At 59.3% G+C, this 23,578-nt stretch carries 23 protein-coding genes and 1 pseudogene; 14 read left to right on the top strand and 10 right to left on the bottom strand.

Annotation, left to right across the window (positions count from 1 at the left end):
* Window positions 1-18: 18 nt before the first annotated feature.
* Window positions 19-669, bottom strand: a complete 651-nt coding sequence (locus GIW69_RS08465; RefSeq protein ID WP_236481697.1) for a DUF1120 domain-containing protein — start codon at window positions 667-669, stop codon at window positions 19-21.
* Between the two features lie 304 nt (window positions 670-973).
* Here GIW69_RS08465 and GIW69_RS08460 point away from each other — a divergent pair, with 304 nt between their 5' ends.
* Entirely contained in the window at window positions 974-2,542 is a 1,569-nt protein-coding gene (locus GIW69_RS08460) for a phospholipase D family protein (protein ID WP_236481695.1), read from the top strand.
* A gap of 65 nt (window positions 2,543-2,607) precedes the next feature.
* Here GIW69_RS08460 and GIW69_RS08455 read toward each other — a convergent pair whose 3' ends face one another.
* Both GIW69_RS08455 and GIW69_RS08450 read right to left on the bottom strand, forming a co-directional pair.
* Complete coding sequence (locus tag GIW69_RS08455) at window positions 2,608-3,750, bottom strand: MFS transporter (RefSeq protein ID WP_236481694.1); 1,143 nt, start codon at window positions 3,748-3,750, stop codon at window positions 2,608-2,610.
* A 162-nt stretch (window positions 3,751-3,912) separates the two neighbouring features.
* Complete coding sequence (locus GIW69_RS08450) at window positions 3,913-5,406, bottom strand: aldehyde dehydrogenase (RefSeq protein WP_236481692.1); 1,494 nt, start codon at window positions 5,404-5,406, stop codon at window positions 3,913-3,915.
* Window positions 5,407-5,639: 233 nt separating this feature from the next.
* Here GIW69_RS08450 and GIW69_RS08445 point away from each other — a divergent pair, with 233 nt between their 5' ends.
* A complete protein-coding gene (locus GIW69_RS08445) occupies window positions 5,640-6,002 on the top strand; it encodes a cupin domain-containing protein (protein WP_236481690.1) in 363 nt (120 codons plus the stop codon).
* A gap of 209 nt (window positions 6,003-6,211) precedes the next feature.
* Here GIW69_RS08445 and rpmG read toward each other — a convergent pair whose 3' ends face one another.
* Both rpmG and rpmB read right to left on the bottom strand, forming a co-directional pair.
* Complete coding sequence (rpmG, locus tag GIW69_RS08440) at window positions 6,212-6,367, bottom strand: 50S ribosomal protein L33 (protein WP_003177274.1); 156 nt, start codon at window positions 6,365-6,367, stop codon at window positions 6,212-6,214.
* Between the two features lie 11 nt (window positions 6,368-6,378).
* Window positions 6,379-6,612, bottom strand: a complete 234-nt coding sequence (gene rpmB, locus GIW69_RS08435; RefSeq protein ID WP_007894701.1) for a 50S ribosomal protein L28 — start codon at window positions 6,610-6,612, stop codon at window positions 6,379-6,381.
* A 447-nt stretch (window positions 6,613-7,059) separates the two neighbouring features.
* Here rpmB and GIW69_RS08430 point away from each other — a divergent pair, with 447 nt between their 5' ends.
* Window positions 7,060-8,649, top strand: coding sequence for an ABC transporter substrate-binding protein (locus GIW69_RS08430; RefSeq protein ID WP_236481689.1), 1,590 nt, complete (start codon window positions 7,060-7,062; stop codon window positions 8,647-8,649).
* 77 nt (window positions 8,650-8,726) lie between these two features.
* On the opposite strand, the gene radC is transcribed toward GIW69_RS08430, so the two are convergent.
* Complete coding sequence (gene radC / locus GIW69_RS08425; RefSeq protein ID WP_236481687.1) at window positions 8,727-9,401, bottom strand: RadC family protein; 675 nt, start codon at window positions 9,399-9,401, stop codon at window positions 8,727-8,729.
* 135 nt (window positions 9,402-9,536) lie between these two features.
* On the opposite strand from radC, the gene coaBC reads away from it, so the two are divergent.
* The 4 genes and pseudogenes from coaBC to argB all read left to right on the top strand — a co-directional run bounded on the left by coaBC (window position 9,537) and on the right by argB (window position 13,742).
* Window positions 9,537-10,745, top strand: coding sequence for a bifunctional phosphopantothenoylcysteine decarboxylase/phosphopantothenate--cysteine ligase CoaBC (gene coaBC / locus GIW69_RS08420; RefSeq protein WP_236481686.1), 1,209 nt, complete (start codon window positions 9,537-9,539; stop codon window positions 10,743-10,745).
* 5 nt (window positions 10,746-10,750) lie between these two features.
* On the top strand, window positions 10,751-11,206 hold the full coding sequence (dut, locus tag GIW69_RS08415) for a dUTP diphosphatase (RefSeq protein ID WP_056854162.1): 456 nt from the start codon (window positions 10,751-10,753) through the stop codon (window positions 11,204-11,206).
* 209 nt (window positions 11,207-11,415) lie between these two features.
* A pseudogene (locus GIW69_RS08410) lies at window positions 11,416-12,819 on the top strand (phosphomannomutase/phosphoglucomutase); the annotation flags it as partial.
* Between the two features lie 17 nt (window positions 12,820-12,836).
* Window positions 12,837-13,742, top strand: a complete 906-nt coding sequence (argB, locus tag GIW69_RS08405; RefSeq protein ID WP_236481685.1) for an acetylglutamate kinase — start codon at window positions 12,837-12,839, stop codon at window positions 13,740-13,742.
* 109 nt (window positions 13,743-13,851) lie between these two features.
* On the opposite strand, the gene pyrE is transcribed toward argB, so the two are convergent.
* A complete protein-coding gene (gene pyrE / locus GIW69_RS08400) occupies window positions 13,852-14,496 on the bottom strand; it encodes an orotate phosphoribosyltransferase (RefSeq protein WP_236481683.1) in 645 nt (214 codons plus the stop codon).
* An 82-nt stretch (window positions 14,497-14,578) separates the two neighbouring features.
* On the opposite strand from pyrE, the gene crc reads away from it, so the two are divergent.
* The gene (gene crc / locus GIW69_RS08395; RefSeq protein WP_007920349.1) at window positions 14,579-15,358 is read left to right on the top strand and encodes a catabolite repression control protein Crc; all 780 of its coding nucleotides are present in this window, start codon (window positions 14,579-14,581) and stop codon (window positions 15,356-15,358) included.
* A gap of 160 nt (window positions 15,359-15,518) precedes the next feature.
* Here crc and GIW69_RS08390 read toward each other — a convergent pair whose 3' ends face one another.
* Both GIW69_RS08390 and rph read right to left on the bottom strand, forming a co-directional pair.
* Window positions 15,519-15,887, bottom strand: a complete 369-nt coding sequence (locus tag GIW69_RS08390; protein ID WP_236481682.1) for a DUF4870 domain-containing protein — start codon at window positions 15,885-15,887, stop codon at window positions 15,519-15,521.
* Between the two features lie 28 nt (window positions 15,888-15,915).
* Entirely contained in the window at window positions 15,916-16,638 is a 723-nt protein-coding gene (gene rph, locus GIW69_RS08385; protein ID WP_236481680.1) for a ribonuclease PH, read from the bottom strand.
* 269 nt (window positions 16,639-16,907) lie between these two features.
* Between rph and GIW69_RS08380 the strand changes: the two genes are divergently transcribed.
* From GIW69_RS08380 to GIW69_RS08355, 6 genes are all read left to right on the top strand, one after another.
* Window positions 16,908-17,771, top strand: coding sequence for a YicC/YloC family endoribonuclease (locus tag GIW69_RS08380; RefSeq protein WP_236481678.1), 864 nt, complete (start codon window positions 16,908-16,910; stop codon window positions 17,769-17,771).
* A gap of 12 nt (window positions 17,772-17,783) precedes the next feature.
* On the top strand, window positions 17,784-18,404 hold the full coding sequence (gmk, locus tag GIW69_RS08375; protein WP_236481677.1) for a guanylate kinase: 621 nt from the start codon (window positions 17,784-17,786) through the stop codon (window positions 18,402-18,404).
* A gap of 167 nt (window positions 18,405-18,571) precedes the next feature.
* A complete protein-coding gene (gene rpoZ / locus GIW69_RS08370) occupies window positions 18,572-18,835 on the top strand; it encodes a DNA-directed RNA polymerase subunit omega (protein WP_003177259.1) in 264 nt (87 codons plus the stop codon).
* Window positions 18,836-18,892: 57 nt separating this feature from the next.
* Window positions 18,893-20,998, top strand: coding sequence for a bifunctional GTP diphosphokinase/guanosine-3',5'-bis pyrophosphate 3'-pyrophosphohydrolase (gene spoT, locus GIW69_RS08365; RefSeq protein WP_236481675.1), 2,106 nt, complete (start codon window positions 18,893-18,895; stop codon window positions 20,996-20,998).
* A 27-nt stretch (window positions 20,999-21,025) separates the two neighbouring features.
* Window positions 21,026-21,406 (top strand): RidA family protein, encoded by a 381-nt coding sequence (locus tag GIW69_RS08360; protein WP_003229509.1) that lies wholly within the window; start codon window positions 21,026-21,028, stop codon window positions 21,404-21,406.
* Window positions 21,407-21,475: 69 nt separating this feature from the next.
* Window positions 21,476-22,216: a hypothetical protein gene (locus tag GIW69_RS08355; RefSeq protein WP_236481674.1), complete on the top strand. Its 741-nt coding sequence runs from the start codon at window positions 21,476-21,478 to the stop codon at window positions 22,214-22,216.
* A gap of 139 nt (window positions 22,217-22,355) precedes the next feature.
* Here GIW69_RS08355 and GIW69_RS08350 read toward each other — a convergent pair whose 3' ends face one another.
* Window positions 22,356-23,213 carry an SDR family oxidoreductase gene (locus GIW69_RS08350; RefSeq protein ID WP_236481672.1) on the bottom strand — a complete coding sequence of 286 codons (858 nt, stop codon included), beginning with the start codon at window positions 23,211-23,213 and terminating at the stop codon, window positions 22,356-22,358.
* Window positions 23,214-23,578 lie beyond the last annotated feature (365 nt).

Below are 23,578 nucleotides of genomic sequence, written 5' to 3'. Positions count from 1 at the left end.
GCCGGTTTCAAACAGACGTCAGAGATAGAACATGTCGAAGGTCACGGAGCCATCGAGCGGGATTTCATCGGCGATGGGCAGATTGTTGCTTGGGCCAATGATCGGCAGCAGGCTCATCGGGAAACCATGATGGCGTGCAGCGACCGGGCCTGCCGCAGCATTGGTGCCCCAGGAATAGAGCGCCGGGGCATTAGCGACCAGACGCGTCAACGGCAGTTGCCAGGCGGGCGCTGCCAGCGTGCGGGTCAACAGGGTTTGAGCGGTGCCGTCGGTCTCCGGAACGCCGTGACGCAAGGCAAAACCACCGATACGTGTACCGTTTATTTCGCCAATCCCATAAAACAGCGTTGCGTCACTGTTGCCAGCGCCATCATTGATACCGGGCAACTTCGTCGCCGAACGATTATCCCGGACTGAAACTTCAACAGGCGCTGGCGCATCACAGTTGATGTGCAAAGAAATATCATGTTCGTTCAACAGCGTTTGCGTGGTCTGATTCAGCGTAGCCGCCGAAATCTTGCGCAGATCAACCGTTCCACCGCCGGCAAATGCCGGAATGCAGGAGGTTGGAATGATCGTGCCGACAACATTAAGTTCAACGCTTTCGGCCATTACGATCGTTGGCGACAGGGCCGCAGCGAGTGCAACTAACCGGGTTATTTTTCTCATGTCTTGTCACCTTTAAATATATGTAGAAATAACTAATCAACAACATTTTTAGTTACACCAAACTTAAACAGCAGGCATAAAAAGCAAGCCGATAATTCCGATTTTATAAACACACGTCTGTAGGAAATTGCTTCAATAAAAGATGGAAACGACGACTAGACGGATAGTCCAAAGTAATCAGCGAACTTGTTCCTACGCTTCGGTGACTAATCAATCACACCTGCTGTATGGGATGAGCGCCATAAAACCGCTGGCCAGTGCTCATGCCATACTCCCTTTTCCCGCCTCGATTTGAGACTGCGACGTGCGCACCGGAAAAAAACTCCTCCCTGTACTGCTGCTCACCTCGCTAGTCACTGGTTGCGCCACGCTCGATATTCCCAGAGCGCCCAGCCAGGCCCTGCCCGCGAACGAATCCTCATTCGGCCGCTCGGTTCAAGCTCAGGCCGCGCCCCATGAGGGGCGCTCCGGTTTCCGCTTGCTGTCCAACAGCGGTGAAGCATTTGCCGCCCGCGCCGAGCTGATCCGCAACGCCCAAAGCAGTCTCGATTTGCAGTACTACATCGTCCACGACGGTATCAGCACGCGGATGCTTGTCGACGAACTGCTCAAGGCCGCCGACCGCGGCGTGCGTATCCGCATTTTGCTGGACGACACCACCAGCGATGGCCTGGACTGGATCATCGCGACACTGGCCGCGCATCCGCAGATTCAGATCCGTCTTTTCAACCCGTTACATCTGGGCCGCAGCACCGGCGTGACCCGCGCCGCCGGCCGCCTGTTCAACCTGTCGCTGCAGCATCGACGCATGCATAACAAGCTGTGGCTGGCGGATAACAGTGTGGCTATCGTCGGCGGGCGCAATCTGGGCGACGAGTATTTCGATGCCGAGCCCAATCTGAATTTCACCGACATCGACATGCTCAGCGTGGGGCCGGTGGCGGAACAACTGGGGCACAGCTTCGACCAGTATTGGAACAGCGCCCTGAGCAAGCCGATCGATGAGTTCCTGTCCAGCGTCCCGACCGACAAGGATCTGCAAAACACCCGCACGCGGCTTGAAGAATCCCTGGAAGAAACCCGCAAGCAGAATCACGCGCTGTATCAACAGTTGATGACTTACACCACGCATCCGCGCCTGGATGTCTGGCGCAACGAACTGATCTGGGCGTGGAACCAGGCGCTGTGGGATGCGCCGAGCAAAGTGCTGGCCAAGGAAGAACCGGATCCGCAATTGTTGTTAACCACGCAACTGGCGCCGGAACTGAGAAATGTCAGCAAAGAACTGATGATGATCTCGGCCTATTTCGTTCCCGGTCAACCGGGGCTGGTTTATCTGACCGGCCGTGCCGATGCCGGGGTGTCGGTGAGCTTGCTGACCAACGCACTGGAAGCCACGGACGTGCCCGCCGTACACGGCGGTTACGCGCCGTATCGCAAGGCGTTGCTGGAGCATGGCGTGAAACTCTACGAACTGCGCCGCCAGCCTGGGGACAACTACGGCAGCGGGCCGCACGTGTTCTACAGCAAGTCATTTCGCGGCTCGGATTCGAGCCTGCACAGCAAGGCGATGATCTTCGACCGGCAGAAATCGTTCATCGGCTCGTTCAATTTCGACCCGCGCTCGGTGCTGTGGAACACCGAGGTCGGCGTGCTGGTAGACAGTCCGGAACTGGCCGAGCACGTGCGCGAACTGGCGCTACAAGGCATGGCGCCAGGCCTGAGTTACGAGGCGAAATTGCAGGACGGACGGGTGGTCTGGGAAACCGAGGACAACGGGCAGATGCACACGCTGACCAAGGAGCCCGGGAGTTGGTGGCGGCGGTTTAATGCGTGGTTCAGTACTTCGGTTGGGCTTGAGCGGATGCTTTGAAGATCAAAAGATCGCAGCGTTGCGCAGCGCCTAAAGGGGCGGTGCGCAACGCTGCGTCTTTGATTTCAGGCTGGTTGCACCGTCCCGAATGCCCCCTGCCGCGACACCAGAATCACCAGGCCGAATGCGCCGATCGCCATCAACAATGGTAACGCATGGCCGCTGATCCATTGACTGCCCGCCCCCGCCGCCAACGGCCCGACCAGGCAGCCGATGCCCCACAGTTGCGCGATGTGGGCATTGGCCCGCACCAGCGCATCGTCGCGGTAGCGCTCGCCGATCAGAATCAATGACAAGGTGAACAGACCGCCGGCACTGGCGCCGAACAATACCCATAACGGCCAGATCAGCAGGGTATCGATCAGCAGCGGAATCGCCAGGCTCGACAGCATCAACACCACGGCGCAACCAGTAAACAAGGTGCGGCGCGACAGGCGGTCCGCCAACGCGCCGATCGGCAGTTGCAGCAATGCATCGCCGACCACCACGGTGCTGACCATTGCCAAAGCGATATCCGCCGTGAAGCCCTGACGCAGGCAATACACCGGCAACAGGGTCAGAATCATCGCTTCGAATGCGGCGAACAGCGACACCGCCCAGCCGATGGCTGGCAATTCGCGACAGAAACCCCACAAGTCACCGAACGTTACGCTGCAGGCATCGCTGCTCGGCGCGCCGCTACGGCCCAACAGCAGAAAGGGCGATGCCAGCAACAGCCCGACGCCGACCCAGAACCCGTAATCGTGATCCGTGCCCAACGCGCCGAGTAATAGCGGGCCCGACAGCTGACTCAACGCATAGCTGCTGCCATACAGCGCTACCAGCCGCCCGCGCCAGTGCTCAACCACCAATTGATTGATCCAGCTCTCGCCGAGGATGAAGACGATGGTCAGGATGACGCCAATCATCAGCCGCAGCACCAGCCACACTGGATAGCTCGGCAGCAGCGCCAGCAAGCCGATGGACAGCGCACCCGCCCACAGGCACAGACGCATCAGGTTCGCGGTGCCGAAACGCGCCGCCAAGTGACTGGAAATCTTCGCGCCCAGCAGCACGCCAATCGCCGGCATGGCCGCCATCACACCGATGGCGAACGAGCCATAACCCCAGCTCTCCAGACGCAACGACACCAAAGGCATGCTGACCCCCAGAGCCAGCCCGACACTCAAGACAGACGCCAACACGGCGAAATACGTCGCCCAACGCATCTTCCACGCTCCTGTGGATATTTTTATGTGCACTGCAAAATCAATGTGGGAGCGAGCCTGCTCTCGATTGCGGTGTATCAGTCAGCTCATGCGCTGACTGATACACCGCTTTCGCGAGCAGGCTCGCTCCCACAGGGGATTTACGTTGTTAAGGAGACTTCCTTACAACTTGATCCAGGTCGCCTTCAGTTCGGTGTATTTATCGAACGCATGCAGCGACTTGTCACGACCGTTGCCGGACTGTTTGAAGCCACCGAACGGTGCGGTCATGTCGCCGCCATCGTACTGGTTGACCCACACGCTACCGGCGCGCAGTGCCTTGGCGGTCAGGTGCGCCTTGGAGATGTCCTGTGTCCACACCGCTGCGGCCAAACCATAGGGCGTGTCGTTGGCGATCTGGATGGCCTCTTCGGCAGTGTCGAACGCAATCACCGACAATACCGGGCCGAAGATTTCTTCCTGGGCGATTTTCATCGCGTTGCTCACGCCGTCGAAAATCGTTGGCTCAACGTAGGTACCGCCGGTTTCCTGAAGGATGCGCTTGCCACCCGCCACCAGTTTTGCGCCATCGGAATGGCCCGATTCGATGTAGGACAACACGGTGTTCATCTGCTGCGTGTCCACCAGCGCGCCGACATTGGTCGCCGGATCCAGCGGATTGCCCGGCTTCCAGGTTTTCAGCGCCTCGATCACCAGCGGCAGGAATTTATCCTTGATCGAACGCTCGACCAGCAGACGCGAACCGGCAGTACAGACTTCGCCCTGGTTGAAGGCGATGGCACTGGCGGCGGATTCGGCGGCTGCTTGCAGATCAGGGGCATCGGCGAACACGATGTTCGGGCTCTTGCCGCCGGCCTCCAGCCAGACGCGCTTCATATTCGACTCGCCGGAATAGATCATCAATTGTTTGGCGATCTTGGTCGAACCGGTGAACACCAAGGTGTCGACATCGTTGTGCAGCGCCAGCGCCTTGCCGACGGTGTGACCGAAGCCCGGCAGGACGTTGAGCACGCCTTTCGGAATGCCGGCTTCAACGGCCAGTTCAGCGATGCGGATGGCGGTCAGGGGGGATTTTTCAGACGGTTTGAGGATCACCGAGTTACCGGTCGACAGCGCCGGGCCGAGTTTCCAGCACGCCATCATCAGCGGGAAGTTCCACGGCACGATCGCACCGACCACGCCCACCGGCTCGCGGGTGACCAGACCGAGCTGATCGTGTGGTGTGGCGGCGACTTCATCGTAGATCTTGTCGATGGCTTCGCCGCTCCAGCTCAGCGCCTGCGCAGCGCCCGGAACGTCGATGTACAGCGAGTCGCTGATCGGTTTACCCATGTCGAGGGTTTCGAGCAGCGCCAACTCTTCGGCATGCTGTTTAAGCAGGCCGGCAAAGCGAATCATGGTGGCTTTGCGCTTGGTCGGCGCCAGGCGCGACCAGACGCCGGAATTGAATGTGGCGCGGGCGTTTTCCACGGCGCGCTCGGCGTCGGCGGCGTCACAGCTGGCGATCTTGCCCAGCAGACGGCCGTCGACCGGACTGATGCACTCGAAAGTCTCACCGGAGACGGCATCGGTGTATTCGCCATTGAGGTAAGCGCGGCCTTCGATTTTCAGATCGCGAGCGCGTTGTTCCCAATCGGCACGAGTCAGGGTGGTCATTCGAGTGTCCTCCTCTTGTTGAATACGAGCGCCGCGATCTTCGCGGACGTTTTCAGAAATTTCGCCCGGTCGGCCTTCAATCGGCGCCAGGCATTCGCCACCCTAAACCAGCGGCCGGGGTTGTTTCAATATATTTGACATTAGCCCGGCAAACGGCCTTGCGGTGTTCAATTTAATAAACATAGACTTTGGCCCATCCAGCTATCGCGTCGTCATCACGGGAGAAAACAACAATGAACATCCAGAACGTCGTCGACATCAGTACCACCACAGCCCAGGCCGACCGCTACCGTCCGGATCCGACCAAAGTGCTCAAGGGCGATCCCGAGCAAGCGGTCTTCAATCAATATGACAGCCCTTGCGGCCAGATGAACGTCGGCGTGTGGGAAGGCGCAGTGGGTCAGTGGACGGTGAACTACACCGAACACGAATATTGCGAAATCCTTCAGGGCGTTTCGGTGCTGCGCGATCAGGATGGCAACGCAAAGACTTTGCGCGTCGGCGATCGCTTTGTAATTCCGGCGGGTTTCCGGGGCACTTGGGAAGTGCTGGAAGCGTGCCGCAAGATTTATGTGATCTTCGAACAGAAGGCTTGAGGATTTCTCATCTGATCAGGCCGCCCCACCGCTGGCGAGCCAGTTTCCACAGAGATTTGTCGGCGCTCACAAAAACAGTGTTCACCACAAAACCTGTGGGAACTGGCTTGCCAGCGATGGGGCCAGTACAGACACCAACGAAACCGAAGGCAACAAAAAAGGCCCGTATCGTGAGATACGGGCCTTTTTCGTAAGTCGGGAAAAATCAATTACTTGATTTTGCCTTCCTTGTAGATCACGTGCTTGCGAACAACCGGATCATATTTCTTGATCTCGATTTTGTCCGGGGTAGTACGCTTGTTCTTGTCGGTAGTGTAGAAGTGACCAGTACCGGCGCTCGAAATCAAACGAATCAATTCACGCATGATTAGCTCCCTTAGATCTTGCCAGCTTTGCGGATTTCGGCTAGCACGACAGTGATGCCACGCTTGTCGATAATGCGCATGCCTTTGGCAGATACACGCAGACGCACGAAACGTTTCTCTTCTTCAACCCAGAAGCGGTGATGCTGCAGGTTCGGCAGGAAACGACGACGGGTTTTGTTGTTTGCGTGGGAAATGTTATTCCCAGTCACCGGACCCTTACCGGTAACTTGACATACTCTCGACATGCCTCAGCCCTCTAAAACCACATGCCCAACCCGGCATGGGTTGGCCGCTTAATCTCTCAGTCATTTGGCGCCAGGCGCCGCGTTTCTTTAGAGGTCTTACCGGCTACACCTACAGTGAAGGAACCGGGCCCCTAGAAAAGAGCGCTGCTTTATACCAGAAAGACCGCAGAGCAACAACATTCGGTGTGCAATCAATCCGTAAAAAAGCCCAAATTCGCGCTGCGAAGGCTTTGAACAAAGGCTGGCGCCGGTTTTTACCACTCGTCGCAGAAAACCGCCTCTGCGCGCAGTTCAGACTTTTCGCCGCGTCACCCTACCGTAAAAACCGCCCTCACCCGCCTCAAAAAATCAAAAAGGGGATAGTCATTTGCAATCGAGCGCTCTAGGGTAGGACTTTTCCAGACTGCACTTGCAGATGGGCCATCGATCTGTAAAGGAATCCGACCCATGCGCCTCGCCGCCCTCCCCCTGCTGCTCGCCCCGCTTCTGCTCAGCCCATTGGCCCAGGCCGCCGCCCTGAGCGTCTGCACCGAGGCCAGTCCCGAAGGGTTCGACGTGGTGCAATACAACTCGCTGACCACCACCAACGCCTCGGCCGACGTATTGATGAACCGGCTGGTGGACTTCGACACCGCCAGCGGCAAGGTCATTGCGAGCCTGGCCGACAGCTGGGAAGTCAGCACCGATGGCTTGAGTTATGTCTTCAAGTTGCACCCGCAGGTGAAATTCCACCGCACCGATTATTTCAGCCCGTCTCGCGAGCTGACGGCCGAAGACGTCAAATTCAGTTTCGACCGCATGCTCGACCCGGCCAATGCATGGCACAAGATCGCTCAGAGCGGTTTCCCGCATGCGCAATCGATGCAGTTGCCAAACCTGATCAAGAAGATCGACGCCCTGGATCCGCTGACCGTGCGCTTCACCCTCAATCATCCGGACTCAACATTCCTCGCGACCCTGAGCATGGGCTTCGCCTCGATCTATTCCGCCGAATACGCCGACAAACTGATGAAAGCCGGCACCCCGGAGAAGCTCAACAATCAACCAATCGGCACCGGCCCGTTCGTGTTCACGCGTTTCCAGAAAGACGCGGCGATTCGCTACAAGGCCAACCCGGATTACTTCCGTGGCAAGCCCTCGGTGGATCCGCTGATCTTCGCCATCACGCCCGACGCCAACGTGCGCCTGCAAAAACTGCGGCGTAACGAATGTCAGATCGCCCTGTCGCCGAAACCGCTGGATGTGCAGGCCGCCCAGGCAGAGCCGACGCTCAAGGTGGAAAAGACTGACGCGTTCATGACCGCTTTCGTCGGCATCAACAGCCAACATCCACCGCTGGACAAGCCGGAAGTCCGTCAAGCGATTAACCTCGCTTTCGACAAGGCCAACTACATCAAAGCCGTGTTCGAAGACACTGCCGAGCCCGCGAACGGCCCGTATCCACCGAACACTTGGAGCTACGCGAAAAACCTGCCCGGTTATCCCCACGATGTGGCGAAAGCCAAGGCGCTGATGGCCAAGGCCGGTTTGAAGGATGGCTTCCAGACCACGATCTGGACGCGGCCGTCCGGCAGCCTGCTCAATCCGAACCCGAGCCTCGGCGCGCAAATGCTGCAGTCGGATCTGGCGGAAATCGGCATTCAGGCGGAAATCCGCGTGATCGAGTGGGGCGAGCTGATCCGCCGCGCCAAGGCTGGCGAACATGACCTTCTGTTTATGGGCTGGGCCGGCGACAACGGTGACCCGGACAACTTCCTCACGCCGCAGTTTTCCTGCGCGGCGGTCAAGTCCGGCACCAACTTCGCCCGCTATTGCAATGCCGATCTGGACAAACTGATCAACGCCGGCAAGACCACCAGCGAACAAGGCGTACGCACCAAGTTGTATGAACAGGCGCAGGCGCAGATCCAGCAGCAGGCGCTGTGGCTGCCACTGGCGCATCCGACTGCGTTCGCACTGACCCGCAAGGACGTGCAGGGCTACTCGGTAAGCCCGTTCGGCCGCCAGGATTATTCGAAGGTCAGCCACAAGCCCTAAGTGACAAGCGGCAAGCTGGAGCCGTCCACGCATGGCTCTAACTTGCCACTTGCAGCTTCATGCTTTCCGCTGCTCACCTACATCCAGCCATACTCCGCCATTGAAAACGGTTCACCGTCTCCAATGATGAAATGGTCGAGCACCCGCACGTCAATCATCTCCAACGCCTGTTGCAGGCGCTTGGTCAGCACTCGATCCGCCTGGCTTGGATCAGTATTGCCCGACGGATGGTTGTGACACAGGATCACGGCCGCCGCGTTGTTCGCCAGGCAACGCTTGACCACTTCCCGGGGATGCACGCTGGTGTTGTCGATCGAGCCGCGAAACAGCGCCTCGAAGGTCAACACCTGATGTTTGGAGTCGAGAAATAGGCAACCGAACACCTCGTGGGGCTCATGGCGCAGCATCGATTTGAGGTAGTCCCGAACGGCTTGGGGATTTTCCAGTGCCGGTCTCTGGCGCAGACGTTCGGCCAGATGCCGACGCCCCATCTCCAGCACCGCCTGCAACTGCGCAAATTTCGCCGGGCCCAAACCCAGCTGCTGACAGAATGCCGAAACATCAGCCTCCAGCAACGCACGCAAGCTGCCGAACTGATTCAACAGGTGTCGAGCCAGATCCACCGCGCTTTTTCCCGACACGCCCGTGCGCAAAAAAATCGCCAGCAATTCGGCATCGGAAAGACTTCCCGAACCCTGTTCCAACAGCTTCTCCCGGGGGCGTTCCGCCGCCGGCCAATCGCGAATACTCATAGCACCTCCTTGTCTGTGAGCGCCGCTGTTCCGTAGCGGACGCTGTGATATCGTAGCCCATCTTTTTTGCGGTCGATTTACCCCTGGGGAGGGGGCATCGCCCAGCAGTCATCAACGAAATGTTAAGGCAGACCTATGCAGCGGCTGTATCGGAAACGCATCGTTCTGGGCGTCGGCGGCGGCATTGCAGCCTACAAAAGCGCAGACCTGGTTCGCCGCCTGATCGACCAGGGCGCCGAAGTGCGCGTGGTCATGACCCGTGGCGGTGCCGAATTCATTACCCCGTTGACTATGCAGGCATTGTCCGGCCATCCAGTTCATCTGGACTTGCTCGACCCGGCCGCTGAAGCCGCGATGGGGCACATCGAACTGGCGAAATGGGCCGATCTGGTGCTGATCGCTCCGGCCACCGCCGACCTGATCGCGCGCCTGGCCCAAGGCATCGCCAACGATCTGCTGACCACGCTGGTGCTGGCCACTGACGCCGTAGTCGCCGTCGCACCCGCCATGAATCAGGCGATGTGGCGCGACCCGTCGACCCAGGCCAACCTGCAGCTCCTTGAAAGCCGTGGCCTGAAGACCTTCGGCCCGGCCTCCGGCAGTCAGGCCTGCGGCGACGTCGGCATGGGCCGCATGATGGAAGCCACCGACCTCGCCCAGTGCGCGGCGGACTGCTTCCAGCGTCAGGCACTGACCGGCAAACACGTGGTAATTACCGCTGGGCCGACCCAGGAAAACATTGACCCGGTGCGCTACATCACCAACCACAGCTCCGGAAAAATGGGCTTTGCCCTGGCCGAAGCCGCTGTGGAAGCCGGGGCCCGCGTTACGTTGATCAGCGGCCCGGTGCATCTGCCGACGCCGGATCGCGTGATGCGCATTGACGTCGTCAGCGCCCGCGACATGCTCGCGGCCTGCGAAGCGGCGATTCCTTGCGATGTTTTTATCGCGTCGGCGGCCGTGGCGGACTACCGGCCGGAAGTCGTCGCCCCGCAAAAACTCAAGAAAGATCCTACGAGCGGCGACGGCTTTGTCCTGCAAATGGTGCGCAACCCAGACATCCTGGCCAGCATCGCGACCCGTCCCGACCGCCCGTTCAGTGTCGGCTTCGCCGCCGAGACTGAACACCTGCTCGACTACGCCGCACGCAAGTTGAAAGACAAAAATCTCGATCTGATCGTCGCTAACGATGTCGCCAATCCGAGCATCGGTTTCAACAGTGAAGAAAACGCCTGCAGCGTGATCGATCGTGAGCTTCACGCCACTGTTTTCGCCCAGACCAGCAAGAGCAAAATCGCTCGCCAACTGGTCACTTTTATCGCCGAACGTCTGAACCAGGTTTAATTTACATGCACGCTTTGCAAGCCAAGATCCTCGACCCACGCATCGGTACTGAATTCCCGCTGCCGCAATACGCCACCCCGGGCTCCGCCGGCCTTGACCTGCGCGCCATGCTTGAGCAGGACACTGTGATCAAACCGGGTGAAACCGTGCTGATTCCGACTGGCCTGTCGGTTTACATCGGCGACCCGAATCTGGCGGCGCTGATTCTGCCGCGTTCGGGTATGGGCCATAAGCATGGCATCGTGCTGGGTAACCTCGTGGGGCTGATCGACTCCGATTACCAAGGCCCGCTGATGGTTTCCTGCTGGAATCGTGGCCAGACCGAATTCACCATGCCGGTCGGCGAACGTCTGGCGCAACTGGTGCTGGTGCCGGTGGTGCAGGCGCATTTCGAGATGGTCGAAGAATTTGTCGAAACCGAGCGCGGCACCGGTGGTTTCGGACACTCAGGCACAAAATAACCCCCGTGTGCAGGGGAATTTGTGCAGGTTCGACGGGAAGGTTTTAGCGCTGAAATCAACGGATCGGCTGGGCAAAGCCTTGCCGGGCGTGGCGTCATGGCCCTTTCACACCACGAACTCTCTGCGGAAAACGCCGTCATACCCTTCAGTTTGAGCCTGCCGCCGAATGATCCGGCGGCGAGTCCAGCCACTTTCGAGATGGAGCATTTCCGCAGATGAGCACCCCAGCCCAAGTTGCCCCCAAGCTGCCCGACAGCATCTTCCGCGCCTACGACATTCGCGGCACCGTGCCGGAGTTTCTCAACGCCGAAACCGCTTACTGGATCGGTCGGGCGATCGGCTCCCAAAGCCTGGCCCAGGGCGAGCCAAACGTGTCCGTCGGTCGCGACGGTCGCCTGTCCGGCCCTGAGTTGGTCGCCGAACTGATTCGCGGCATTGCCGAAAGCGGCTGCCACGTCAGTGACGTCGGCCTGGTGCCGACACCAGCCCTGTATTACGCCGCCAACGTGTTGGCCGGCAAATCCGGGGTCATGCTCACCGGCAGCCACAACCCGTCGAACTACAACGGCTTCAAGATCGTCATCGCTGGCGACACCCTCGCCAATGAACAGATCCAGGCCCTGCACGAGCGCCTCAAGAGCAACAACCTGAGCAGCGGCAACGGCAGCGTCACTCAGGTTGAAATCCTCGACCGCTACAACACCGAAATCGTCCAGGACATCAAACTGGCCCGTCGCCTGAAAGTCGTGGTCGACTGCGGCAACGGCGCGGCAGGCGTCATCGCCCCCCAACTGATCGAAGCGCTGAATTGCGAAGTCATCCCGCTGTTCTGCGAAGTCGACGGTAACTTCCCGAATCACCACCCGGATCCGGGCAAGCCTGAAAACCTCGTTGACCTGATCGCCAAGGTCAAGGAAACCAAGGCTGACATCGGCCTGGCCTTCGACGGTGACGGCGACCGCGTCGGCGTGGTGACCAACACCGGCAGCATTGTTTATCCCGATCGCCTGCTGATGTTGTTCGCCCGTGACGTAGTAGCGCGCAACCCGGACGCGGAAATCATCTTCGACGTCAAATGCACCCGCCGCCTCGTCCCGCTGATCAAGGAATATGGTGGCCGGCCGCTAATGTGGAAGACCGGTCACTCGTTGATCAAAAAGAAGATGAAACAATCCGGCGCGCTGTTGGCCGGCGAAATGAGCGGGCATATTTTCTTCAAGGAACGCTGGTTCGGTTTCGATGACGGTATCTACAGCGCCGCACGGCTGCTGGAGATCCTCAGCAAGGAAAAATCCTCGGCGGAAGAACTGTTCGCGACCTTCCCGAACGATATTTCTACGCCGGAAATCAATATCCATGTGACCGAAGAGAGCAAATTCAGCATCATTGATGCGCTACACGACGCACAGTGGGGCGAAGGCGCCGACCTGACCACCATTGACGGCGTGCGTGTCGACTACGCCAAAGGCTGGGGCCTGGTACGCGCCTCCAACACCACGCCGGTGCTGGTGCTGCGTTTCGAGGCCGATGACGAGGCTGAATTGCAGCGCATCAAGGACGTTTTCCACGCCCAGTTGAAGCGCGTTGCCCCTGATCTCCAATTACCGTTCTGATTCACCCGGAGCCCTGAATGACCCTCGAACGCGAAGCCGCCGCCAACACCGCCAAGGTCCTGTCCGAAGCGTTGCCTTACATCCGCCGCTATGTCGGCAAGACGCTGGTGATCAAATACGGCGGCAACGCGATGGAAAGCGAGGAGCTGAAAACCGGCTTCGCCCGCGACATCGTGCTGATGAAAGCCGTGGGCATCAACCCGGTAGTCGTTCACGGCGGCGGCCCGCAGATCGGTGATCTGCTCAAGCGCCTGTCGATCGAAAGCCATTTCGTCGACGGCATGCGCGTCACCGACGCCGAGACCATGGACGTGGTGGAAATGGTGCTCGGCGGTCAGGTCAACAAGAGCATCGTCAACCTGATCAACCGTCACGGCGGCAGCGCCATCGGCCTGACCGGCAAGGACGCCGAGCTGATTCGTGCGAAGAAGCTCAACGTCACCCGTCAGACGCCAGAGATGACCACGCCGGAAATCATCGACATCGGCCATGTGGGCGAAGTGGTCGGGATCAACACCGATCTGCTCAACCTGCTGGTCAAAGGTGATTTCATTCCAGTGATCGCGCCCATCGGCGTCGGCGCCAACGGCGAGTCGTACAACATCAACGCCGATCTGGTGGCCGGCAAGGTCGCCGAAGCGCTGAAAGCCGAGAAGCTGATGCTGCTGACCAACATCGCCGGTCTGATGGACAAGTCGGGCAAGGTATTGACCGGCCTGAGCACCCAGCAAGTCGACGATCTGATTGCCGATGGCACGATCTACGGCGGCATGCTGCCGAAGATCCGTTGCGCGCTGGAAGCGGTTCAGGGCGGCGTTGGCAGTTCGTTGATCATCGACGGTCGTGTGCCGAACGCGATTCTGCTGGAAATCTTCACCGACACGGGTGTGGGCACGCTGATAAGCAATCGCAAGCGTCCGTAAGCGATCGCGCAAAAAAGACCCCGCTCAGCCTGGCTGAGCGGGGTCTTTTTTTGCCTGCAATCCCTATGCCCCCCCTGTAGGAGGAGGGCGTCGTGCAATACGATTCGCGTCAGACGCCGAACTGGGCGCGGTACGCTTCGACGGCTGGCAGGTGTTGCTTGAGCTGCGGATCGTCGGCCAGGAATTCCAGCACCTGGTTCAGCGAGACAATGCTGATGACCGGGATGCCGAAATCGCGCTCGACCTCCTGAATTGCCGACAGCTCGCCATTGCCGCGTTCCTGACGGTTCAGGGCGATCAGCACGCCTGCGGCTTTCGCGCCTTCCTGGGAAGCGATGATCTGCATGACTTCACGGATCGCGGTGCCGGCGGTGATCACGTCGTCGATGATCAGCACATCGCCAGTCAGCGGCGCGCCAACCAGGCTGCCGCCTTCACCGTGCGCTTTGGCTTCCTTGCGGTTGAAACACCACGGCAAGTCGCGCTCGTGATGCTCGGCCAAGGCAACGGCAGTGGTTGCAGCCAGCGGAATGCCCTTGTAGGCCGGGCCGAACAGGACGTCGAACGAAATGCCGCTTTCGACGATGGCCGCCGCGTAGAACCGCCCCAGCTGCGCCAGGGCTGAACCCGAGTTGAACAGGCCGGCATTGAAGAAGTAAGGACTGGTGCGCCCGGACTTCAGGGTGAACTCACCGAAGCGCAAAACGCCGCGATCGATGGCAAAACGAATGAAATCGCGCTGATACGCTTGCATGAAAAAAACCCCAAATACCACGGATTTAGCTAATTAGCTTGACGCCGTGTATCATACACGCACGCGATTTTTGGGGCCATTTATGCGGATCATCAGTGTGAACGTCAATGGTATTCAGGCTGCAGTCGAGCGAGGTTTGCTCAGTTGGCTGCAGGCACAGAATGCCGACGTCATCTGCCTGCAGGACACCCGTGCCTCCGCCTTTGAACTGGACGACCCAGCCTTCCAACTGGATGGCTACTTCCTTTATGCCTGCGATGCCGAAGTCCCTGCCCAAGGTGGCGTGGCTTTGTACTCGCGGTTGCAACCGAAGGCTGTCATCAGCGGTCTCGGGTTCGAGACGGCCGACCGCTACGGGCGCTACCTGCAAGCAGATTTCGACAAAGTCAGTATTGCCACCTTGCTGCTTCCTTCGGGGATGAACGGCGATGAGGACTTGAACCAGAAGTTCAAGCTCATGGACGATTTCGGCAAGTACCTGGACAAGCAGCGACGCAAACGTCGCGAGTACATTTATTGTGGCTCGTTGTACGTTGCGCAGCAGAAGCTCGACATCAAGAACTGGCGCGACAGCCAGCAATCACCCGGCTTCCTGGCGCCAGAACGCGCCTGGATGGACGAGATTGTCGGCAACATGGGTTACGTCGATGCCTTGCGCGAAGTCAGCCGCGAAGGCGACCAGTACAGCTGGTGGCCAGACAACGAACAGGCCGAGATGCTTAATCTGGGCTGGCGTTTCGACTACCAGATCCTGACGCCGGGCCTGCGCCGCTTCGTACGCAGCGCACGCCTGCCACGTCAGCCACGGTTCTCGCAGCATGCGCCGCTGATCGTGGACTACGACTGGACGCTGACCATCTAAGCGTCGAATCGCAAACACAAAAAAGCCGACAGTTGAATGTCGGCTTTTTTGTGGACGCGATTTTCGGTTTTTGTGTAGCCGTGAGCCTGCTCGCGATAGCCGTCATCCGCTTTACGCCTGAAAGACCGCCATCGCGAGCAGGCTCGCTCCTACAGGAAATCTATTTGATCAACCGCCAAGTGAACGGATAGCGGTACGGGAAACCTTCGTTAGCCTTCACTCCGGCAATGATCGTCAACACCAGCGCACCGATGGCCAACAAGCCAATCAGGAAAAAGCCGATCACCACCACCATCAATAACAGACAAATCGCCGAAGCAATCGCCACGGTGATCTGGAAGTTAAGCGCTTCCTTGCCCTGGGCATCGATAAACGGATCCATCTCCCGCTTCATCTGCCAGAGAATCAGCGGCCCGATCAGGTTGCCGAACGGAATCCAGATTCCCAACAAGGCGGACAAGTGACAAAACATCGCCCATTGCCGAACATTCTGGCTCGGTTTGGGCAGCAACTCCTGCTCATCACTCATCGCGTCCTCCTTGCGGTTAGACACCTGCTCAGTCGGCCAGCGCAGCCTTTTGCAGATCGAAAATTTCGTTCATGCCTTTCTTGGCCAGTGCCAGCATGGCGTTCAGGTCTTCAGGCTGGAACGGCGCGCCTTCGGCGGTGCCCTGGACTTCGATGAAGCCACCGGTACTGGTCATCACCACGTTGAGATCAGTCTCGGCGGCGGAATCTTCAAGATAGTCCAGATCCAGCACGGCCTCGCCCTGATACATGCCGACCGAAACGGCACCGATCATTTGCTTGAGCGGGTCGCCGCCTTTCAGGCCGCCGCGTTTCTTGATCACTTTCAGCGCATCGACCAGGGCAACCATGGCGCCGGTGATCGACGCGGTGCGGGTGCCGCCGTCGGCCTGGATCACGTCGCAATCGACGTAGAGGGTGACGTCGCCCAGCTTGGACATGTCCAGTGCGGCACGCAGGGAACGGCCAATCAGGCGCTGGATCTCCAGAGTACGACCGCCCTGCTTGCCACGGCTCGCCTCACGCTGGTTACGCTCGCCGGTGGCGCGCGGCAGCATGCCGTATTCGGCAGTCAACCAACCCTGGCCCTGGCCCTTGAGGAAACGCGGCACGCCGTTTTCAACGCTGACAGTGCAGATAACTTTGGTATCACCGAATTCGACCAGTACGGATCCCTCGGCGTGTTTGGTGTAGTTGCGGGTAATGCGGATCGAGCGGAGCTGATCGGCAGCGCGACCACTTGGACGTTTCATAGGAAATACCTGTACTGGGGACGGAAATCTGCCGAGCATTATAGAGCCGTGCACCGCGCCTGGGCACGCCTAAAAAAATCCGCCCGACGATCGAAGGCCCTGAAACGCACTTCGCCGACGGAGTGCAGCCCTTTGTCACACCGTGTGTTTGGGCGCATCCGCCGCACTGCGCTACAATCCTGCGCCTTTGCTGCCAGTCGGCTTAAATTCATTGATATCGAGCTTCCGGAACCTACGTTCGGCGCCGATTTGCACTTGCGAGGTCTCCCATGGTGCACAGCATGACCGCCTTCGCCCGCGTCGAAAAAGCCGGCGTCCAGGGCACCCTGAGCTGGGAACTGCGCTCGGTCAACAGCCGCTATCTGGAGCCGCACCTGCGCCTGCCGGAATCATTCCGTGACCTTGAAGGCGCCGTGCGTGAGGCGTTGCGCCAGGGATTGTCGCGGGGCAAGCTCGAATGCACCCTGCGCTTCACCGAAGAAAGCACCGGAAAACCACTGCAGGTAGATCGCGAGCGCGCCGCGCAACTGGTCGCCGCCGCCGAAACCGTTGCCGGGCTGATCAAAAATCCCGCCGCGTTGAACCCACTTGAAGTGCTGGCCTGGCCCGGCGTGCTGGTGGCTGACGCCAGCGACCCGCAAGCCCTGAATGCCGAGGCGCTGGCACTGTTCAATCAAGGCTTGAAAGACCTCAAGGCCGGCCGCGAGCGCGAAGGCGCGGAGCTGGCACGGTTGATCAGCGATCGTCTGACTTCCATTGAAGAAGATGTCGTGACCCTGCGTGAGCTGGTTCCACAGATGCTCGCCACCCAGCGCCAGAAAGTCCTCGACCGTTTTGGCGACATGAAAGCCGAACTGGATCCGCAGCGCCTCGAACAGGAAATGGTCATGCTCGCGCAAAAGAGCGACGTGGCCGAAGAACTGGATCGCTTGAGCACTCATATTATTGAAGTCCGCCGGGTGCTCAAATCCGGTGGCGCGGCGGGCCGGCGCCTGGACTTCCTGATGCAGGAACTCAACCGCGAAGCCAACACACTGGGCTCCAAAGCCTTCGACCCGCGCAGCACCCAGGCGGCGGTCAACCTCAAAGTGTTGATCGAGCAGATGCGCGAACAAGTGCAGAATATTGAGTAAGGCTACCCCGACATGACCCACAGCACCGGCACCCTGTACATCATCTCCGCTCCTTCGGGTGCGGGCAAAAGCAGCTTGGTCAAGGCGTTGACCGACGCCAATCCGGAAATCCGCGTTTCCGTCTCGCACACCACCCGCGCTATGCGCCCCGGTGAAGTGCACGGCGTGAATTACTACTTCGTCGAGCGCAACGAGTTCGTGAAGATGATCGAACACGGCGACTTTCTTGAGCGCGCCGAAGTGTTCGGCAATCTCTACGGCACCTCGCAAAGCCACCTGCAGCAGACGCTGGATGAAGGCCACGACCTGATTCTGGAAATCGACTGGCAGGGCGCCGAGCAAGTGCGCAAGTTGATGCCCCAGGCGCGTTCGATCTTCATCCTGCCGCCATCGCTGCAAGCGCTGCACCAGCGCCTGACCAACCGTGGCCAGGACACCGACGAAATCATCGACGGACGGATGCGTGAAGCGGTCAGCGAGATGAGCCATTACGTCGACTACGACTACCTGATCATCAACGACGATTTCGCCCACGCGCTGGACGATTTGAAGGCGATTTTCCGCGCCAATCAGCTGCAACAGAAGCGCCAGCAACAGCGTTTCGGCAAATTGCTGGCTGAATTGCTCGGCTAAACAACACTTCCCAAAACCGCTGCAAGCGCTTTACATTGGCACTTGCAGCGCGTTGAAGGGCTTGGTCAAAAAATCAGCGCTTCCCTAAACGCTGGTGATTTTTTAAACTGCTCAGTCCGCTCGCCCAACCGGGCAGCGCGCATATTGCATTCGCTCCGAGGAATACCATGGCCCGCGTAACCGTTGAAGACTGCCTAGAACACGTGGAAAACCGCTTTGAGCTGGTCATGCTCTCTACCAAGCGTGCCCGTCAACTGGCCACCGGTGGCAAAGAGCCTCTGGTTCAGTGGGAAAACGACAAGCCTACCGTTGTTGCCCTGCGTGAAATCGCTGAAGGCCTGATGAGCTACGAGTTCATCGCCAACGCCGAAATCGTGGAAGACGAACCGCTGTTCGCAGCGTTCGAGGACGAGTCCAACGAGGCCGTCTAAGTCTATGCCTGGTCGACGTAGCACGGCGCGGGATCACAGCTTCTGGCAGGAGTCATCATGCCGAGCATAGACGCCCTCGCCGATCGCTTGTCGACCTACCTCGGCACCGACCAGGTCAACCTGGTTCGCCGAGCTTACTTCTACGCCGAACAAGCCCATGACGGCCAACGTCGTCGCAGCGGCGAGGCGTATGTCACGCATCCTCTTGCCGTGGCCAATATTCTTGCCGACATGCACATGGATCATCAGAGCCTGATGGCCGCGATGCTGCATGACGTGATCGAAGACACCGGAATCGCCAAGGAAGCGCTGCAAGCGCAGTTCGGCGAAACCGTGGCCGAACTAGTCGATGGGGTCAGCAAACTGACCCAGATGAACTTCGAGACCAAGGCCGAGGCACAAGCCGAAAACTTCCAGAAAATGGCCATGGCCATGGCACGCGACATTCGCGTTATCCTGGTCAAACTCGCCGACCGGCTGCACAACATGCGCACGCTGGAAGTGCTGTCCGGCGAAAAACGTCGGCGCATCGCCAAGGAAACCCTCGAGATCTATGCACCCATCGCCAATCGGCTGGGCATGCACGCCATCCGCATCGAGTTCGAAGACCTCGGCTTCAAGGCCATGCACCCGATGCGTTCCGCGCGGATCTACCAGGCGGTCAAGCGCGCCCGGGGCAACCGCAAGGAAATCGTCAACAAGATCGAAGAGTCCCTGAGTCACTGCCTCGCCATCGACGGCATTCAGGGTGAAGTCAGCGGTCGTCAGAAACACCTCTATGGCATCTACAAGAAAATGCGCGGCAAGCGTCGGGCCTTCAACGAGATCATGGACGTCTACGCGTTCCGGATCATCGTTGACAAGGTCGACACCTGCTACCGCGTGCTGGGTGCTGTGCATAACTTGTACAAACCGCTGCCCGGCCGCTTCAAGGACTACATCGCGATCCCCAAGGCCAACGGCTATCAGTCGCTGCACACCACGCTGTTCGGCATGCACGGCGTTCCGATCGAAATCCAGATCCGTACCCGTGAAATGGAAGAGATGGCCAACAACGGCATTGCCGCCCATTGGCTCTACAAATCCAGCGGCGACGAGCAACCCAAAGGCACTCACGCCCGCGCCCGTCAGTGGGTCAAAGGCGTGCTGGAAATGCAGCAACGCGCCGGTAACTCGCTGGAGTTCATCGAAAGCGTGAAGATCGACCTGTTCCCGGACGAGGTCTACGTCTTCACGCCCAAAGGCCGGATCATGGAGCTGCCGAAAGGCTCCACGGCCGTCGACTTTGCTTATGCGGTGCACACCGACGTCGGCAACAGCTGCATCGCCTGCCGGATCAACCGCCGTCTTGCACCGCTGTCCGAACCGCTGCAAAGCGGCTCAACGGTCGAGATTGTCAGCGCCCCCGGCGCACGGCCGAACCCGGCGTGGCTCAACTTCGTTGTTACCGGCAAGGCGCGCACGCACATTCGCCATGCCTTGAAGCTGCAGCGTCGCTCGGAATCCATCAGTCTTGGCGAACGCCTGCTGAACAAGGTGCTTAACGGTTTCGACAGCGCCCTGGACAAGATCCCGGCCGAGCGCGTCAAGGCGATGCTCACCGAGTACCGTCTCGAACTGATCGAAGACCTGCTCGAAGACATCGGCCTCGGCAATCGCATGGCGTATGTCGTGGCGCGCCGGTTGCTCGGTGAAGGCGAACAATTGCCAAGCCCCGAAGGGCCGCTGGCGATTCGAGGCACCGAAGGCCTGGTGCTTAGCTACGCGAAATGCTGCACGCCGATTCCGGGGGATCCGATTGTCGGGCACCTGTCAGCGGGCAAAGGCATGGTCGTGCACCTGGACAACTGCCGCAATATCAGCGAAATCCGCCACAACCCGGAAAAATGCATTCAGCTCTCGTGGGCCAAGGATGTCACCGGCGAATTCAATGTCGAATTGCGCGTCGAGCTGGAGCACCAGCGCGGCTTGATCGCCCTGCTGGCCAGCAGCGTCAACGCGGCCGACGGCAATATCGAGAAAATCAGCATGGACGAACGCGATGGTCGCATCAGCGTCGTGCAGCTGGTGGTCAGCGTTCACGACCGTGTGCACCTGGCCCGCGTGATCAAGAAACTGCGCGCGCTGACCGGCGTGATTCGCATCACCCGCATGCGCGCGTAGCCCTCCATCAATTACAAGGAGTCATTCATGACCAAGACTGTTATCACCAGCGACAAGGCCCCGGCCGCCATCGGCACTTATTCTCAGGCGATCAAGGCTGGCAACACCGTTTACATGTCGGGCCAGATTCCTCTCGATCCAAAAACCATGGAACTGGTTGAAGGCTTCGAAGCCCAGACCGTTCAGGTCTTTGAAAACCTGAAAGCCGTGGCCGAAGCCGCCGGCGGTTCGTTCAAGGACATCGTCAAACTGAACATCTTCCTCACCGACCTGAGCCACTTCGCCAAGGTCAACGAGATCATGGGCAAATACTTCGACCAGCCGTATCCGGCCCGCGCTGCCATTGGCGTTGCTGCGCTGCCAAAAGGCTCGCAGGTTGAAATGGATGCCATTCTGGTCATCGAGTGATGCGCATGGCGCCGCCGTCAAAGGCTGCGCCGACTGCTGTGCAAGAAAAGGTTTTGAAAGGACTCCACCATGCGCAAAGCGCTAGCTCTCTCGCTGCTCGCCATTTTTCTCGGGGGCTGCGCCAGCGACCCTGCCGATCGTGACATCAGCGGCACCTGGATCAACCAGGTCGCCATCGACGCTGCCGCCAAGGGTGGCCCACTTCGCGAAGCGCTTCAGGCGTACGGCCCGAATCTGGAATGGGACGTCAATACCCGCGCCAGCCAGGCTCGTTATACCAACGGTTTTGAGAACGTCGAAGGACGGCTGTTGGGCGAACAGTCCGGCGCGTGGAAAGTCGACTTTTATGGCAGTTCCGGCAGCGAACTGAAACGCGATGGCCGCCAGATGCAGCAGGCAGCCACCGAGAACGAACCGGAACAGCTTTTCGACCGCGCCCAGATCACCGTGCCGGAAGGTGCGCCGATTGGTGCGAGTTTCGAGCGCGCGTTGTATTCCGCGTATCTGGGCGGCAACTGGACAATCGCCAGCGGCCAAGGTGAAGGCGCGACCGTGCAGTTCCAGGCTGATGGCCAGGTTTCCGGCCTGCCCGGCGCTGATCGTTATGCCCTGTGCCTGGCGGGTGATTGCGCGTCGATGAGCAGCGGCAATGACAGCATGTGGCTGCAACAAGGCGGTCAGGGCAACAACTGGATCTTTGTTCGCAAGGGCAAAGAGCTGGAAATCCTGCAGGCGGTGAATACAGCCATGGCGGACGAACAACCGCAGTTCACCCCGGGTGAGCGCAAGTGGTTGCTCGAAAAACAGTAAATCATCGCTGAAAACAACGCATCACCCTATGGGAGTTGGCTCGCCAGCGATTGGAGCCTGGACGCTCAACACTTTTGTTGACTGGAAGGCCGTCATCGCTGGCAAGCCAGCTCCCACATTGACTTTCGATGACTTGAAGTCAGCCTTTACCTTCAAGGATCGCCGCATACCCCTCGCGATAACTCGGGTACTTCGGCACCCAGCCCAAGGCTTTAGCCCGGGCGTTGCTGCATTGTTTGCTGCCTGTGCGGCGCACACTGGCGTCATCGTCCCATTCGGTGACATTCAAGTACTCGCGTAACCACGTCACCACTTCGGCCAGCGGTGCGGGCGCATCGTCAACGCCTATGTAGACGTCATCGAGTTTCACACCCTTACGATCCGCTTCCAGCAGAAACCCCAGCAACCCCGCCGCGTCATCGGCGTGAATGCGGTTGCCGTACAGTGGCGGATCGACCGCCACGCGATAGCCGCGACGCACCTGGGTCAACAGCCATTCGCGGCCGGGGCCGTAGATGCCGGTCAAGCGCACGATGCTGGCTGGAATGCCGCTGTTCAGGGCTACCTGCTCCGCTTCGAGCATCAGCCGCCCGGAATAACCGGCAGCGATTGTCGCTGACGTTTCGTCGACCCACTCCCCGCTCTGCTGCCCATAGACACTGCTGCTTGAAACAAACAGCAGGCGATCCGGCGCCTGGCCGTAATCGTTCAACCACTCCAGCACATGCTGTAAACCCTGCACATACGCCGCGCGATAGCCGGCCTCGTCGTGATCGGTGGCCGCTGCGCAATACACCAGGTAATCCACCGCACCTACGGGCCAGGACTCGGGACAATCTTCGCTGAACAAGTCACCGGCCACGCCGATGACGCCTTCCGGGAGTCGAGAAACGTCCCGGCGAAGACCATGGACTTCCCAGCCCTCGGCCAACAATTGCGTGGCCAGGCGGCTGCCAACATCACCGCAACCGGCAATCAAAACAGAGGGCGCAGACATCAAAAAACTCCATTCGGAAAGCGACAGACTAGCGCTGGCAGTGGACGAGCGGCTAGCAATCAAGGAAAAAAAGAGACGCTATTACTTTTGTTAACAAGAATTACTTGCAATAATGCACGCCACTTTTGTTCTCGGCCTTGCGAGGCCTGGAAGAGCATCACCGTTTTTCTACTCAGGTCCGGCCAGCATGACAAGCATTCAATTCTCCGCTTCGCCAACCAAACGTCCTCGCGCCTGGCGCATCGTGGCTGCTTTGATGATCAGCCTGATGCTGACGCCGGTCGCCGCTTTCGCTGATGCACAAGCGCCGTCCACACCGCCAGCCACTCAAACACCTGCCGAACAGATCGCTCCCACCGCCACCC

It is taken from the genome of Pseudomonas syringae, assembly GCF_021605415.1.
Classification (GTDB): domain Bacteria; phylum Pseudomonadota; class Gammaproteobacteria; order Pseudomonadales; family Pseudomonadaceae; genus Aquipseudomonas; species Aquipseudomonas syringae_S.
This window is presented reverse-complemented; position numbering and strand designations above follow the sequence as displayed.

Coding starts and splice junctions, on each gene's coding strand:
- GIW69_RS08465 (WP_236481697.1), bottom strand. CDS start 669: ATGAGAAAAATAACCCGGTTAGTTGCACTCGCTGCGGCCCTGTCGCCA.
- GIW69_RS08455 (WP_236481694.1), bottom strand. CDS start 3,750: ATGCGTTGGGCGACGTATTTCGCCGTGTTGGCGTCTGTCTTGAGTGTC.
- GIW69_RS08450 (WP_236481692.1), bottom strand. CDS start 5,406: ATGACCACCCTGACTCGTGCCGATTGGGAACAACGCGCTCGCGATCTG.
- GIW69_RS08445 (WP_236481690.1), top strand. CDS start 5,640: ATGAACATCCAGAACGTCGTCGACATCAGTACCACCACAGCCCAGGCC.
- rpmG (WP_003177274.1), bottom strand. CDS start 6,367: ATGCGTGAATTGATTCGTTTGATTTCGAGCGCCGGTACTGGTCACTTC.
- rpmB (WP_007894701.1), bottom strand. CDS start 6,612: ATGTCGAGAGTATGTCAAGTTACCGGTAAGGGTCCGGTGACTGGGAAT.
- GIW69_RS08430 (WP_236481689.1), top strand. CDS start 7,060: ATGCGCCTCGCCGCCCTCCCCCTGCTGCTCGCCCCGCTTCTGCTCAGC.
- radC (WP_236481687.1), bottom strand. CDS start 9,401: ATGAGTATTCGCGATTGGCCGGCGGCGGAACGCCCCCGGGAGAAGCTG.
- coaBC (WP_236481686.1), top strand. CDS start 9,537: ATGCAGCGGCTGTATCGGAAACGCATCGTTCTGGGCGTCGGCGGCGGC.
- dut (WP_056854162.1), top strand. CDS start 10,751: ATGCACGCTTTGCAAGCCAAGATCCTCGACCCACGCATCGGTACTGAA.
- argB (WP_236481685.1), top strand. CDS start 12,837: ATGACCCTCGAACGCGAAGCCGCCGCCAACACCGCCAAGGTCCTGTCC.
- pyrE (WP_236481683.1), bottom strand. CDS start 14,496: ATGCAAGCGTATCAGCGCGATTTCATTCGTTTTGCCATCGATCGCGGC.
- crc (WP_007920349.1), top strand. CDS start 14,579: ATGCGGATCATCAGTGTGAACGTCAATGGTATTCAGGCTGCAGTCGAG.
- GIW69_RS08390 (WP_236481682.1), bottom strand. CDS start 15,887: ATGAGTGATGAGCAGGAGTTGCTGCCCAAACCGAGCCAGAATGTTCGG.
- rph (WP_236481680.1), bottom strand. CDS start 16,638: ATGAAACGTCCAAGTGGTCGCGCTGCCGATCAGCTCCGCTCGATCCGC.
- GIW69_RS08380 (WP_236481678.1), top strand. CDS start 16,908: ATGGTGCACAGCATGACCGCCTTCGCCCGCGTCGAAAAAGCCGGCGTC.
- gmk (WP_236481677.1), top strand. CDS start 17,784: ATGACCCACAGCACCGGCACCCTGTACATCATCTCCGCTCCTTCGGGT.
- rpoZ (WP_003177259.1), top strand. CDS start 18,572: ATGGCCCGCGTAACCGTTGAAGACTGCCTAGAACACGTGGAAAACCGC.
- spoT (WP_236481675.1), top strand. CDS start 18,893: ATGCCGAGCATAGACGCCCTCGCCGATCGCTTGTCGACCTACCTCGGC.
- GIW69_RS08360 (WP_003229509.1), top strand. CDS start 21,026: ATGACCAAGACTGTTATCACCAGCGACAAGGCCCCGGCCGCCATCGGC.
- GIW69_RS08355 (WP_236481674.1), top strand. CDS start 21,476: ATGCGCAAAGCGCTAGCTCTCTCGCTGCTCGCCATTTTTCTCGGGGGC.
- GIW69_RS08350 (WP_236481672.1), bottom strand. CDS start 23,213: ATGTCTGCGCCCTCTGTTTTGATTGCCGGTTGCGGTGATGTTGGCAGC.